General features: G+C 54.2%; 14 protein-coding genes. 5 read left to right on the top strand and 9 right to left on the bottom strand.

All coding sequences use genetic code 11. The annotated features are described in order from the left end of the window. Positions 1-44: 44 nt before the first annotated feature. From RIN67_RS03825 to RIN67_RS03810, 4 genes are all read right to left on the bottom strand, one after another. On the bottom strand, positions 45-812 hold the full coding sequence (locus RIN67_RS03825; RefSeq protein WP_024746756.1) for an ABC transporter ATP-binding protein: 768 nt from the start codon (positions 810-812) through the stop codon (positions 45-47). Beyond that, positions 745-1710 (bottom strand): ABC transporter permease, encoded by a 966-nt coding sequence (locus RIN67_RS03820; protein ID WP_265000342.1) that lies wholly within the window; start codon positions 1708-1710, stop codon positions 745-747. Before RIN67_RS03820 ends, RIN67_RS03825 begins: the two co-directional genes overlap by 68 nt. A 33-nt stretch (positions 1711-1743) precedes the next feature. Beyond that, positions 1744-2706 carry an ABC transporter substrate-binding protein gene (locus tag RIN67_RS03815; protein WP_265000343.1) on the bottom strand — a complete coding sequence of 321 codons (963 nt, stop codon included), beginning with the start codon at positions 2704-2706 and terminating at the stop codon, positions 1744-1746. Positions 2707-3111: 405 nt separating this feature from the next. Further along, on the bottom strand, positions 3112-4008 hold the full coding sequence (locus RIN67_RS03810) for a DegV family protein (RefSeq protein ID WP_265000344.1): 897 nt from the start codon (positions 4006-4008) through the stop codon (positions 3112-3114). A gap of 408 nt (positions 4009-4416) precedes the next feature. Here RIN67_RS03810 and trpX point away from each other — a divergent pair, with 408 nt between their 5' ends. The 3 genes from trpX to RIN67_RS03795 are packed head-to-tail and all read left to right on the top strand — an operon-like array spanning position 4417 to position 7071. Next, positions 4417-5412, top strand: a complete 996-nt coding sequence (trpX, locus tag RIN67_RS03805) for a tryptophan ABC transporter substrate-binding protein (protein WP_265000345.1) — start codon at positions 4417-4419, stop codon at positions 5410-5412. After that, complete coding sequence (locus RIN67_RS03800; protein ID WP_024746751.1) at positions 5409-6308, top strand: ABC transporter permease; 900 nt, start codon at positions 5409-5411, stop codon at positions 6306-6308. Before trpX ends, RIN67_RS03800 begins: the two co-directional genes overlap by 4 nt. Continuing rightward, the gene (locus RIN67_RS03795) at positions 6301-7071 is read left to right on the top strand and encodes an ABC transporter ATP-binding protein (RefSeq protein ID WP_024746750.1); all 771 of its coding nucleotides are present in this window, start codon (positions 6301-6303) and stop codon (positions 7069-7071) included. The genes RIN67_RS03800 and RIN67_RS03795 overlap by 8 nt, the downstream gene beginning before the upstream one ends. Before the next feature lie 79 nt (positions 7072-7150). On the opposite strand, the gene RIN67_RS03790 is transcribed toward RIN67_RS03795, so the two are convergent. Continuing rightward, entirely contained in the window at positions 7151-8026 is an 876-nt protein-coding gene (locus tag RIN67_RS03790; protein WP_265000346.1) for an NAD(P)-dependent oxidoreductase, read from the bottom strand. Positions 8027-8131: 105 nt separating this feature from the next. Further along, complete coding sequence (locus RIN67_RS03785) at positions 8132-8902, bottom strand: TerC family protein (protein ID WP_265000347.1); 771 nt, start codon at positions 8900-8902, stop codon at positions 8132-8134. 201 nt (positions 8903-9103) lie between these two features. Between RIN67_RS03785 and RIN67_RS03780 the strand changes: the two genes are divergently transcribed. Next, positions 9104-10417: a class A beta-lactamase-related serine hydrolase gene (locus RIN67_RS03780; RefSeq protein ID WP_265000348.1), complete on the top strand. Its 1314-nt coding sequence runs from the start codon at positions 9104-9106 to the stop codon at positions 10415-10417. Positions 10418-10936: 519 nt separating this feature from the next. Here the strand turns inward: RIN67_RS03780 and RIN67_RS03775 are convergent. Continuing rightward, positions 10937-11560: a glycoside hydrolase family 73 protein gene (locus RIN67_RS03775; protein WP_265000349.1), complete on the bottom strand. Its 624-nt coding sequence runs from the start codon at positions 11558-11560 to the stop codon at positions 10937-10939. Between the two features lie 120 nt (positions 11561-11680). Between RIN67_RS03775 and RIN67_RS03770 the strand changes: the two genes are divergently transcribed. Continuing rightward, positions 11681-12664, top strand: a complete 984-nt coding sequence (locus RIN67_RS03770; RefSeq protein ID WP_313826013.1) for a YdcF family protein — start codon at positions 11681-11683, stop codon at positions 12662-12664. Here the strand turns inward: RIN67_RS03770 and RIN67_RS03765 are convergent. Continuing rightward, positions 12656-13633, bottom strand: a complete 978-nt coding sequence (locus RIN67_RS03765) for a choloylglycine hydrolase family protein (protein ID WP_056944716.1) — start codon at positions 13631-13633, stop codon at positions 12656-12658. The two genes, RIN67_RS03770 and RIN67_RS03765, sit on opposite strands and share 9 nt — an antisense overlap. A 20-nt stretch (positions 13634-13653) precedes the next feature. Beyond that, entirely contained in the window at positions 13654-13887 is a 234-nt protein-coding gene (locus RIN67_RS03760; RefSeq protein ID WP_265000419.1) for a hypothetical protein, read from the bottom strand. Positions 13888-13916 lie beyond the last annotated feature (29 nt).

The raw sequence follows: 13916 nt of genomic DNA, 5'->3' as shown, positions 1-13916 counted from the left end.
AGAGGTTCGCCAGCGCTAACTTATCACTTACTTAACCAATCGCATCACGCCGTGAACAAGTCCATTAAATCAGCTTGGCGTAACTGGGCCTTAGCCTGGCCCCGAACGTCTAACTTGATCTGGCCATCTTGGACCATTACCAAGCGATTCCCGTAACGCAACGCGTCGCTGAGCTTATGGGTAATCATTAGCGTGGTCAGGTGTTGCGTGGTCACAATCCGTTCCGTCAAGTCCATGACCTGAGCGCTAGTTTGCGGATCCAACGCCGCCGTGTGCTCGTCCAGTAACAGAAGGTCTGGCTGACTCAAAGTCGCCATCAGGAGGGACAACGCTTGTCGTTGCCCACCCGATAGGTACTTGACCTGCGTGGTCAACCGGTCCTCTAAGCCCATCTGTAACGGCGCTAACAACGTGCGGTACCGCTGCGTCTGACCGGCTTGCCGGTACCATTTGAGACTAAGGCTCCCCGTATGGCGCTCCGCTAAGGTCAAGTTTTGGGCAACACTCAACTCACCGGCTGTACCCATCTTCGGATCCTGGAAGACCCGGGAGAGCCACCGGGCCCGGTAAGCTACCGGCCGCTTGGTCATCCGGTGACCAGCTAGTTCCAGCTCACCAGCGTCCGTGGTCAACGTACCGGCAATCGTGTTCAACAGCGTCGACTTACCGGCACCGTTATTGCCGATGACGGCCACGAAATCACCGGGTAGGATGGTCAGATTGACATCCTTTAAGACGTGACGTTCATTTATCGTTCCGGGAAAGAAGACCTTCTGTAGGTGCTTGACGGTCAAGACTGCTGGTTGTGGCATGATTATCGACTCCAATCTGTTTGAGGTACTGGTGCAACTGTTGCCGTGTCCGGTAATGATTCTGCAATAAGGGTAAGCAAATCACGATGACTAAGATGATGGCCGAGAGAATCTTGAGGTCGTCCACGGGGAAGCCTAGACCCATGGCTAAGGTCAGTAGGTACCGGTAGATCACGGCTCCCAGGACCATCCCCGCCAAACGAATCCACATCCGCCGACCATGCAAGAAAATCTCACCTACCAGAACGGAGGCCAGACCAATCACGATGGTCCCGATTCCCATCCCAATATCGGCATACCCGTTACTCTGGGCAATCAGTGCCCCCGATAACGCGATACACCCGTTGGAGACCATGTAACCGATGATCACCATCCGGTCCGTGTAGATCCCGTTGGCCGCGCTCATCGCTCGGTTATTACCCGTTGCCATCAAGGACAGGCCTAAGCGGGTCCGGAACAAGAGTACCAGGGCCACCAGGACCACGGCCGTCACGACGCCGCCCACCACGATGGTCTGTAACTCGGCCGACCAGCTGGCAGGCAAATAGCCCGTTAACACCTTCTGGTCCAGCAACGGAATGTTGGCCTTGCCCATGATATGCATGTTCACGGAGTACAACCCCGTCATGGTCAGAATACCGGCTAACAAAGAGGGCATCTTCAACTTGGTATCCAAGACGCCGGTCACCCAACCGGCTAGGCACCCTGCCAAACATCCCCATAGGCTGGCGACCACGGCGGACTGCCCCTGTAACATGGCACTAATGGTCACGGCCGCCCCCAACGGGAAGCTCCCTTCGGTGGTCAGGTCAGGAATATCGAGAATCCGAAACGTGAGGAACACCCCGATGACTAACGGTGCCCACAAGAGGCCTTGCCCAATACTAGTTACTAACATAGAATGCTTCCTTTCTTCATGCCCATTGCCGATTTAGGGCTGTTTGATCTGGTCCGCCTTCAAGCCAATCGACTTCGCGTTGGCCCGATTGACGTAGAGGTGTAAGTGCTTAGCCGTCTCAACTGGCAGAGTCTGGGGCTTTTGGTGCTTGACCAAGACCCGGTAAGCCATCTTCCCCGTCTGCTTCCCCAGGTCGTAGTAGTTCAAGCCATAAGTGGCCGTTCCGCCATCTTCGGCCATCTCAATCGACCCCGTTACCACTGGTAAATCAGCAGCTTTTGCCTTTTGACCAATCATCTTCATGGCACTCGCCATCAAGTTATCGGTCGGCAGGTACAACCCGGAGATTTGTCCCTTCAGCCCCGCTAAGACACTGGCAATGTCGTTGGTGCTAGTGGCCGACACAATCTTTAAGTTCAGGTGGTGGCGTTGAGCGTATTGCTTAGCCAGCTTCACCTGCAAGACCGAATTTTCCTCCGAGGAGTTATACATCACACCCAGTGGGCGGTTGCCGGTCGTCAGGCTCTTCAACAGCTTCAATTGCTTCCCGACTGGCGTGAGGTCACTGGTTCCGCTCACGTTAGTCTGGGTCTTAGCCGCGCTCTTCACCAGGCTCGCTGCTTTCAGATCCGTCACCGCCGTCACTAACGTCGGCGTCGTGGTGGTCTTCTTAGCCAGTGCTTGGGCAGCGGGCGTGGCAATCCCTAACAATAAGTCATTCTTTTGTTGGACCAACTGTTGACTCATGGTGTTTAAGTTACTTTGGTCCCCCTGTGCATTTAAATAATGGTACGTGACCTTAGTGGACTTCCCGTGAGCTTTCAAAGCTTGGCGCAAGCCCGCCTTGAAGCCGTTTCGGGCTTGATCCAGTGAGCCGTGCTGCACCACCTGCAAGATGCCGACTTGGTAGCCTTGATTCCCCGTGGCCCGTTGTTGACACCCGGCGAGTAATAACCCTAAGCCTAAAACGACGCTGCTAATCAATAATTTTTTCATAATCAAGTGATCTCCTTTGAGGGGTTGAATGTCTGCTTCAGTCACCCGGGATCAACGTCTTGACGACCGGCCTGCTGAAAATAAAAAACACCAGAATAGATTCACGGTCGAATCTACCTGGTGTTTATCGGGCCCGATATTTTCTCCAGATAGATTAACCCGTATCTATCTGGCGTTTAGTCATGCTGAAAAACTTTAGCCATTCGATAGATACAAACGCGCGGTTTGTTGGCGTTCGTATCCAGCGAAGTGGGTACAAACGCTACCTAAAGAAAAAGCTAAAGGCAAACTGATGATTTAAATGAGTAGGGGCTGTCATGAACATAACGCCGCTTCCTTTCATTTTCAATTTACAAGTCTTAGTAAACCATTAAGAAATCCGGCTGTCAACCCCTAATTTCTCATTCATTTCTCATCTTCTGATTTGAGGAGGTCGTGGTAGTCCCGGCCCCAGGCCAGGCCCATCGCACCATCCCCTACGTGAACCCCGAAGCTGGGACTGATCAGCGCCACGTCAAACGCCACCTGTGGGAAGCGGTCATGGGCCGCCATCAACCACTGTTGCGCCGTTTCCGGTTGGTCAGCGTTCAGAACGGTCGCCTTGGTGGCGTACTCAGCGGTCAGGTCAGCGGCCAATAAATCCAGCAGGTCGCCCAACGCCCCCTTCAACCGTAGTGCGCCGCCCGCTACCTTGATCTTCCCCGAAGGTTCAAAGACCAGTAACGGCTTGCCCGCTAATAGGGGCGCACTGCTGGGTCCGTGACTGGGATTGACTTCCCCCGTCCGCAACAGGGGCTTGATCGAATCGACCGCGAATCCTTCGTGGACGGACTTACGGAAGACCGCCAACCGGTCGAGAATCGTGGACACGTCTTCCCCCTGTTCGACCAAGGCCGCTGCCAACCGTGCTTGGTCGCCCATGGCCGTTAAGATGCCCCGGGAATCCCAAGGCCAGACATGGACGCTGGTAATGTTCGCCGCATAGGCACTTAGGGTGTTAACGAATCCCGAGATGCCCCCCGCTGGACTGATCACGATGACGTCCGTGACCTGTTCTTCGGCCGCCAGCCGGTCGCAAGTCACCTGAATCGTCTGCATGGCGATCTGCGGTGCCGTGGGAATCATCTTATGCGACTTGGTCAACCGCAACAGCCGGTAATAATCGGCCGGTGTTAGATCTTGGTATTCATGGTATTGGCGGTTCCCGAACATAATCGGTGCCGCTAAGAGTGTGATTTGCCGGGCCAGCGCTTCGTCGGGTGTGAGCCCGGACGACGTGTCTGTCAAAATGGCGATTTTCACAGCTGATACCCCCTCGTTAAATCTTTTGCTCTCTAGTATACCATGGCTTTTTAACGGTTTTTGCTTAAAACGTGAAAATAGGCTTGACGACTTTTCAGGGATGTCTTACACTAAATTTATTCATTACAACGGAAGGAAAGTTATATGCGACTGTCTACGATTGAACTTAATGGACGTTGGCAAAGCCGGTAATCAAGTCGTCATCTGGGTAGATGCGACTTGAGCTCTCAGAGTGCTCTTCGCATCTGCGCCGGCTAACTTTCTGATGGAAAGGCCCGCACGGATGGTTATCCGCCAGCGGGCCTTTTGTTTTGGGGTACTCGCGCGGAACGAGTACCCTTTTTGTCAGACTCCAAACCCATGTTCCGCTACTTTGTCCTGATATTAGAAACCGAGGTTGATGTTAACATGAAACGTTTATACGGACTCATCGCCGTTCTGGTAGTCTTTCTAGGATTCGCCTTCGTTCAAGAAAGACACCAAGATCACGGCCAGACCACGGGAACTCCCACTGTGGGGATTCTCCAACTCCTCTCCCACCCCGCGCTCGACGCCATTCACAAGGGAATCGTGCACGGCCTAGCTGAGGAAGGCTACCACGTGGGCAAGAACGTCAAGATTGACTTTCAAAACGCCCAAAATGATCAAAGCAATCTAAAGACCATGAGCGCCCGCTTCGTCAACGAACGGGCCAACGTCATGATTGGCATCGCAACGCCAGCCGCCCAGGCGTTGGCCAACGCCTCCAGCACCACCCCCGTGGTCTTAGGGGCCATCACCGACCCCAAGGGCGCCGACCTGGTCAAGAGCAACACCCGTCCTGGTACCAACGTGACCGGGGTATCCGACCAAGCGCCCCTGAAGGCCCAGTTGAAGTTGATTCAAAAGATCATGCCGAAGATGAAGACGCTGGGAATCATCTACACGTCATCGGACGACTCGGCGACCGCCCAGTACCATAAGTTCGCGGCGCTGTGCAAACAAGAACACGTTCGGCTGAAGGCCTACTCCATCGCCAACACCAACGACCTGAACCAGGTCGCCCAGCAGATGGTCTCCCAAGTCGACGCCGTTTACGTCCCAACCGACAATACAGTGGCTTCGGCCATGCAGACGCTGGTCGCTACCACCAACGCCAAGAAGATTCCGGTCTTTCCGGCCGTTGATACCATGGTCAAAGCCGGCGGCCTCGCTACGCTAAGCATCAACCAATACAAGCTCGGCGTTGAGACGGGGAAGATGACCGCCGCCGTTCTCCGGGGCAAAGACCCGGCAACCACCCCAATTCAATTCGAACGTAAGGGTGAGATGACGGTCAACTTAGCCACCGCCAAAAAGCTTGGCATTTCATTACCTAAAGACGTGGTCAAGGACGCACAAGCACACGGGGAGGTCTTCAAATGAGTTTAATCGTCTCAACTATCGGACAGGGCCTACTCTGGGCCGTCTTAGGGGTCGGGTTGTTCCTGACCTTCAGAATCTTGGATTTTGCTGATATGACCGTCGAAGGAACGTTCCCCTTAGGCGCGGCCACTTGTGTCGCCGCCATCAGCAACGGAATGTCCCCCATTCTGGCGACTCTCCTGGCCTTCGTGGTCGGGAGCCTCGCGGGACTGATTACCGGGTTGCTCTACACCAAGGGCCACATCCCCATCCTGCTAGCCGGGATCCTGGTCATGACGGCCTGCTACTCCGTCAACCTACGGATCATGGGCCGGGCTAACGTTTCCCTCTTGGGGAAGGCGACCCTGTTCAAGAATGCCTTTCTCGAAAGCCTGCCACGCTACTTCGATAGCGTCTTCCTGGGCATCGTGGTGATGGTGGTCGTGACCAGTATCGTGATCTACTTCCTCCAGACCCAACTGGGCCAAGGCTTTATCGCCACGGGGGACAACCAGACCATGGCCCGGTCTCTGGGAATCAACACCGACAACATGAAGATCATGGGTCTGATGGTCTCTAACGGTTTGATCGCCTTAGGGGGCGCGTTAGTCGCTCAAAATAACGGGTACGCCGACGTCAACATGGGGATTGGCATCATCGTTATCGCCCTGGCCTCCATCATCATCGGAGAAGTCGCGTTTGGCGACCTGACCTTAAACCAACGGTTAGTCGCCGTCACACTGGGGAGTATCCTCTACCGGTTCGTCCTGTTGATCGTCCTGAAGCTGGGGTTCAACGCCAACGACCTCAACCTGTTGTCCGCGATTGTCCTGGCCATCTGCATGATGTTGCCGGTCTTCAAGAACGCGCTCAACTTCAAGCATATCCTGAAACGGGGGTTAGATACTAATGACTGAACCTTTACTGGAACTCAAAGACGTGGTTCTCAAGGTCAACCGGAACACGCCAGAAGAAGTCACGATTTTGAACCACCTCAACCTGACTATCAACCCAGGAGACTTCATCACGGTCCTGGGGTCCAACGGGGCCGGAAAGTCCACCCTGTTCAACGCCATTGGTGGCGACCTGACCATCGACAGCGGGCAGATCCTGCTGCACGGTCACGACATCACCCACGACTCCGTCGAACGCCGCACCCGCTTCTTAAGCCGGGTCTTCCAAGACCCTAAACTAGGGACCGCCCCCCGGATGACAGTTGCGGAGAACCTGCTTTTAGCCGAACGTCGCGGTCAACGGCGCGGACTCGCACCCCGCCACCTCAACCAACACATGGCCCACTTCAAGGAACTGACGGCGACCATGCATAACGGCCTCGACCAACGGCTGACCACCGCTACGGGGAGCTTATCCGGAGGCCAGCGTCAAGCCCTGAGCTTCCTGATGGCCACGCTGAAGCGGCCAGAGATCCTGCTCCTAGACGAACACACGGCGGCCTTAGACCCCCAGACCAGCCAAGACCTGATGCACTTAACGAACCAGCGGGTCCAAGAAGAGCAGCTGACCTGCCTGATGATCACCCACCACTTAGAGGACGCCCTGACTTACGGCAACCGCCTCATCGTTCTCCACCGGGGGCAAGTGACCTTCGACGTTGCCGGCGCTGAAAAGGATGCCCTGACCACCGAGAAGTTGTACAGTTTCTTCGCTGAAATCGAATAATGTCTTAGTCACCAAACGGCCCTAACCAGCAGTGCATCACTGCCAGTTAGGGCCGTTTTAACGATCAATCATTCAGATTTTAGTGTTGCGCATTATCCTGGTACAGCTTGATCAAGCCTTGCGTTCCGTCGTTACCCAGGTTGCAATCATCGACCATGGTCTCGTACAGTTGCTTGGCTTGCTGGGTCGCGGGTAAGTCCAAGTGCATCTTTTCAGCCTCTTGCAGGGCAATCCGCAAATCCTTTAAGAAGTGCTTAGCAAAGAAGCCCGGCGTGTAGTCGCCCTTGAGGATTCGGGGGACGTAGGTGTCCATACTCCAATTATCGGCACCCCCACTGCTCAACGTGGCTAAGACCTGGGGCAAATCCAGGTCGGCCGCCTTCGCGTAGACCAGCATTTCCGTCAGTCCCGTCATGGTCCCCGCAATCATAATCTGGTTGGCCATCTTGGTGTGCTGACCCTTACCGGCCGCCCCAAAGTAGTTGACTCGTTGCCCAATCTCCTGGAAGACCGGCAACAATTGGTCGTAGGCTTGCTTATCGCCCCCGACCATAATCGTCAGCGTGGCGTTCTGAGCGCCCACGTCGCCGCCAGATACCGGTGCGTCCAGTGCGAGTAGCTGATGGTCATGCGCCAGCTGGGTCAACTTGAACGCCAGCGTTGGCGTACTGGTGGTCATGTCGACCACGGTACTGCCTGGTTGGGCCCCCGCAAAGATTCCCTGATCGCTGGTATACACTTCTTCGACGTCTTGCGGATACCCCACCATGGTCATGACCAGCTGGGCCTGTTGGGCAACTGCTTTGGGGGAGTCCGCCCACTGCGCACCAGCCGCCAAAACGGTTTGCGCGTGCGCTTTGGTTCGGTTATAGACCACCACCTGATGGCCGGCCTTCAACAAATTCTGAATGATGCCAGTTCCCATAACACCCGTTCCAATAAAACCAATTTGCATCCTACTAACCTCCCTAATAAATTAGCCCCATCGTACCACGAAACGTGGTCAATGGGGCTAAATAACTAATCTGATATCAATTAACTAACTAGGTTAACTTACACCCTAATCTTTAGGGTTTTCCGAGTCGGCCGACTGCGACTGACCCCGGTACCGTAACGCGTGAATAATCAACGTAATCACGATTGCGCCAATCACGATGATTCCGAACAGGGCCGCCGGAATCTCGATGTCGATGGCGGGAATCGATAAAAAGAGCTTAATGGCGATCAAGCCAATCAAAATGTAGGCCATGGGTTCCAATTCGGGAATTCGGCGCATCAACCGCATGATCACTTCGGCCACGCCCCGCATCGCTAGGATTCCGATTATTCCCCCGATTAGGACGATGACCGGATTACTGGAGATAGCTAATGAAGCCAGGACCGAGTCAATGGAAAAGACGATATCCATGGCCTCAATCTGAATGACCACGGACCAGAAAAGTGGTAAGACACGGTGCTTACGGTCACTTGCCAATTTACGGGTGTGCTTAACCCGGGTTTTAGTGAAGAATTGGAAAACCAAGAACGCTAGGTACAGCGACCCAATCACTTTGATTTCCCAGAAATTAATCAGGTAGGTCCCTAGTCCAATGATAATGAACCGGAAAATATAGGCCCCCCAGATCCCGTAAAACAACGACTTTTCCCGTAATTCTTGGGTCGGCAAAGATTGCGTCTGCGCGGCCAACACCACCGCATTATCAACAGACAGTAGACATTCAATCAGCACCAACGAAAAGATGATCAACCAATCGTTTCCGGTCGTCACAACCGTCGACCAATTGTGTAAATCAAAAAATGGCCCATAGAGTTGGCCTAGAAAATGTAACAATGCATCTCTCAGCTCCTTCACGTTTATCGAGGCCAATTTTACCACAGTTTAGGACTAACCGGTTAGTAGATTTATCCCTTAACCGTTCCGTTTCATATTATTAATTTTGTTACAAAAACGTTCCAGTTTTGTCAACACTTCGCAACCAAGCCGTGTTATCGTATTCATGTACACTATAGAGTAAGGGGAAAGATGGTTATCTTGAAAAAACTGATATTAGCGGTTGCTGCCGCTGTCACCATGGGTGGTCTTGCACCAGCCATTCCAGCCAGCGCCAAAAGTTACTTACGGATTACGAGTACGACAAAGACCGACTATAATGCCCGCTTTGTCAGTCAGCCCAAGCGAAATGACGGGATCTACTACTACGCACCCTACTACACCCAACGGTCGGCCAAGACCCGCGATGCCAGTGGGAAGAATTGGCAACACCGTTTTGTGCGGGTCAGTGAAACCGCTACGTTGTCCAACGGTGTGACGTTCGCCAAGTTCTCTTGGTACGGTAAGACCATTGGTTGGGTCGACCAGGCCGCACTACAGAAGTTCAGCCGTTCCAGCAACGCCCAGGCGCTGTTGAACAAGGCTCACTTTAAGGGTCGGGCCATGCTGTTCAACACCTACGCCACGGGGGCTAGTCGCGTCAGCATCGGATACGCGGATGCTACCAGTCAAACGGCCAATGATGCCAACACGCTCTTCCCCATTGCGTCTCTGCAAAAGATCATGACGGGGGCCATCATCGAGCAGCTAGCCAGCACCAACAAGCTGTCACTATCCGATAAGCTGAGTCAGTACTATCCCAACATTAGTAACAGTCAAAATATCACGTTACGGCAATTACTGAATCACCGTTCTGGTATCTCGATGAGTGAATCAACCCCCAACACGTTGTTGACCACCCAAGATGCCCAGTTGAACTACACCTTACAAAATCTCAAGACGTCGCGCAACCAGGGGTACGACTACACGAACGCTAACTTCACGCTGTTAGCCGCCATTGCGTCGAAGGTCACGGGGCAGTCCTACGAAAACTTGGTCCAGAACCGTATCATTCAGCCTTTGAAGTTAAGTCACACCTACGCTTGGGACCAACTGCCAGCTAACCAGATGGCAGCTTCCGGGTATAACTTCAGTAATGGGAAAGACTACGCTAGCGCGAACGTCTCACCGAAGTTGATGTCTTCATTGCTGGGTGCGGGGAATTATTACTCCACGCCAGAAGACTACTACCGAATCATGAAGGGCTTGCGCAACGGTAAGATTCTTACCAAGTCGCAATACACCGACTTAGCCGACTACGGTCGCTATTCTTATGCTGGTGGCCTCTACCACTACAGTGGGGGCATCAAGCGGGACCGGGGCGCTCTGACCGGTGCCGGATATGATGATATCTACTATGGGACCGAAGGGAATAAGTACGGGGTCATCCTCTTCGCCAACCAAGGACCAACGCGTTCCATCGACTCATTGGCCCACACCCTCTACGATTTAGCTTCCAACTATAACGAAAATTAAACGTGAAAAAGCGTGATGGCCCGTCGCTCAATTGCGACGCACCATCACGCTTTTCTTTATACTCAGTTCCATTTAAAGTTGTTTTAACCCTAGGTTGTGGATAAGTCCGGTCAAAACCATCCGAACCAGTGGTATCCATCCGCCTTACCGGGCACCCAGACAGGGCTGGAACGCCGTGGGTACCACTTCGAGCCAAAGAGCGGTCTCGATCCTAGGCGAGCTGAAACCCGCTCACCAAGGAAAATTTCACGGCTGAGCCCTGTCTGGCCGCCCTCACGGCTCACGGTTGTGGCTGATTTAACTATCGACATTGTTCCGCCACCGTGTAAGGCCCCGGTGGCCGCTAGGGCTCAGCCGGTGAAATTGGCGTTAGCCGAGTGGGTTTCCTCGGCTTAGGCCAAGGCCGAGTTTCAAGACTCACGGGTTGGGTGAGGCTTGAAATCGTGCCCACGGGCGTCACGGCCCTAGCGGCTGCCGGGGCCGGGCTTATCCGCAATTCCGTTACTTCTGAACCCTAGTTTAAGTGTCGTACTGGTTGAGGTTGTACGTGGCGATGACGTTGGTTAGCTTGCGGGCATAGTGGGGATCCGTGGCGTAGCCGTTGGTTTGCAGGAGCTTGGCCGCCGTCTGGTAATCCGTGACAGTCCCCTTAAAATAGCTTTGCTTCAACAAGGCATCATGGTCTAAAATAGCAGCTGTCAGGTTAGGATAATCCCGAAAATTAGCCTGGACCGTAATCTTTTTATTGTTCACATATTCAGTGGTTGGGAACGACTTGCTCTTTCCCTGATAGGCGCCCTTGACCCCAAACGGATTGTTCGCTTGCAAGAACAACGACGAGGTGCCCCAACTGGATTCCAGAATGGCCTGGGCAATCACGATGCTAGGCAAGACCTGGCCGTTCTGCCGGTATACCCGGACGGCGGGCTTGGCCATCTTCTTGATAAAAGCCTGCTGTTGTGCCGATATCCCGGACGAGGAACTTTCACTGGTCTGGCTAACCTGGCCCATGTCCATGACCGTTTTAAGATTTCCACGAAGCAACATCCCCCCACCTAAGACCAACAGGATCATCACAAAGATCCAAGTTGCGGCCACCGGATGGTTCTGATGTTGCTGACTTCTTCGACGACGTTTTGGCACCAATGTCCCCCCAATACTCATACAGTTATTTGAATCAATTATACCTAGGCGGGGACACAACACCAACCAAATTCATCAGGCCTCAACAAAACTTAACTTTTCTGAAGGGAGGATTTCTCCATGCTTCTCAGTGCCATCGTGTTTCTGCTCAGTTTAACTGCTCTGATTACTTTCTGGCAACCTCACGGCATCTTTAGTGCCTTAGTAACCTGTTTCTCCGGTGGCGCCATCATTTTGATTGCCAGCTTCTCCCACCACGCTTGGGCTCACGGGCTGGCCCTGATTGGATGGGCCGTGGTCCTCATCATGGCCGCCAGCGGCTGTCTGACGTTAGCCCTGATTCTGTTCCGGCCGCATCAGGTGGTCCGCAAAGCCGAACGACTCTCCCGCGGACTCCTCATCGGCATCTGGCTCTGGCTACTGGGCGGCGCCGGGTGGCTATGGGCCGTCAGTACGGGCCACTTTAATGACACGCTATGGTCTTGGCTGACCTTCATCCCCATCTTCAGTGTTTACCTCGCCAGCCTTTACGCGGCCAGTCTAATCGGTTTTCTCCGTTCCTGGAGCTGGCACGTTCGCCGTGCCGATACCATTCTGGTCTTAGGCGCCGGTCTCGCCGACGGCCACCAGATTGGTCAGGTTCTCCAGTCGCGCCTCGACACGGCTCTGGCTTTAGCCAACGCCCAAAAAGGGCCCGTGACCGTGATTGTTTCCGGCGGTCAAGGACCCGATGAGACGATTTCTGAAGCTGCGGCAATGGCGGCCTATCTGACCCGCCACCACCTGCGGGCCACCCTCCTACAGGAGACGGCGGCCACAAACACGCTGACCAACCTCAGCAACAGCCAACGATTGTGGATGCAACAACCCCATCAAGGGGGCCGCGTCGTGGTGGTCACCAGTGACTACCACCTCTTCCGCACCCGCATCTTGGCCCACCGCTTAGGCCTTCGGATTCCCGGCCAGGCAGCTCCCACGGATTGGCACGACCTCCCCACGGCCTGGGCTCGCGAATTCCTGGCTATCGTCATGCTCCACCCGCTCATGCACCGAAGCGTGTTGTTGGCTTTGATCGTGATTAATTTTATCTGGTGGTTAATTTAAAGTCGTTACAGTGAATTCATTTTTAATCGGGTAAAATTTTGGCTGTGTCCAAGTTAACATCTCCGGCTTCAACTGGAGCTGGACCACGTCTAACCGATTATAGGGCTGAAAGTAATAGGTTAACGACTCGCTACAAGTCGCTGCCCGGTAGACTGAATACGTCGGTCGATACTGATGACTCTTGGGGACCGTCACACTGTCTAGCAGATGCCAGGCACTGATGACGGCCTCTTTTTCGTCCGCCGGTAGATCGGCCCGTTCCTTATAATAGGCCGCCCGGACAAACCGCCCGCCCGGGGTGTACGACCCGCTAGGCACCGGCTTGCCCGAGAAGCGTCCCGTCGTCACCCGGGGCGCGTTCAAGGGAACCGTCCCCGCTGTGAACTCGTCCGTGTAGTTCACGTACTGTCCCAGCCGCTCCAATTGCAGCTCAAAGTTCTTACTGTTGGTCACCACACCCAAGGGGTTCTCGCGGACCCGCATGGGAAAGTGCGTGGGTTCAATCACCACGGTGCGCCCCGTCCGGTCGACCACGGCAAAGTGTAACTCACTGTCGCCAATCTGGTTCGCCGCTAGTCGGCCACTCATCAACTGAATCTCGTCTAGGTGGTCTTCAATCTCCGCAATCGAGCCAAAGTTGCCCAATAGATAGAACGAGAATTCAAACGGCGCCAACTGAACCAGGCCAGGGGTGGGGGTCTCCACCAGGTGCGAGCCGTTGGCAAACGTTAACTTCTGCACGCTCAGCCCCCGCTCGTTAACGCCATCCGAGACGTCTAACTCGTGATCGTGCGGTCCGCCACCACCAATCAACGCATACCGGTTCGTATGCACCCGATTGTCAAAGAGACTCTCCCACTGGTAGCCCCGGGGAGCAAAGAGCGGCATACTACGCATCACGTGCCAATCCATGGTGCGGGCTAAGATGTGGCTCCCATCCTTAGCAATCTGTAAAATACTGGTACACACGACACAGCACTCCTTTCAAGTTATTCTGCGGCATCATCCAAGAACTGCTGGAAGCGTCGGTCAATTTCTCGTTGTTGGCTGACCGTAGCGGTCTGACCGTTAGTCGCGACCGTCGCCATTAGTTGAAGGTACGCAAAGAGGACCTGACTGGGATCAATCCCCGCCTGCTGGGCCAATTGCGTTGCAAAGGCAAACCGTTGATCTGTGAGTAACGGGGCAAACGGGCTCTGGTAAGGCCGGCGATGTTTCGCCATAGTGCCACCTGCTTTCTATCAAAAGGTAA

Origin of the sequence: Levilactobacillus namurensis (assembly GCF_032197885.1) — a bacterium.
In the GTDB taxonomy this organism is placed as follows: domain Bacteria; phylum Bacillota; class Bacilli; order Lactobacillales; family Lactobacillaceae; genus Levilactobacillus; species Levilactobacillus namurensis_A.
Note: the sequence above shows the minus strand (reverse complement) of the source record. Positions and strands in the feature narration are given on the sequence as shown.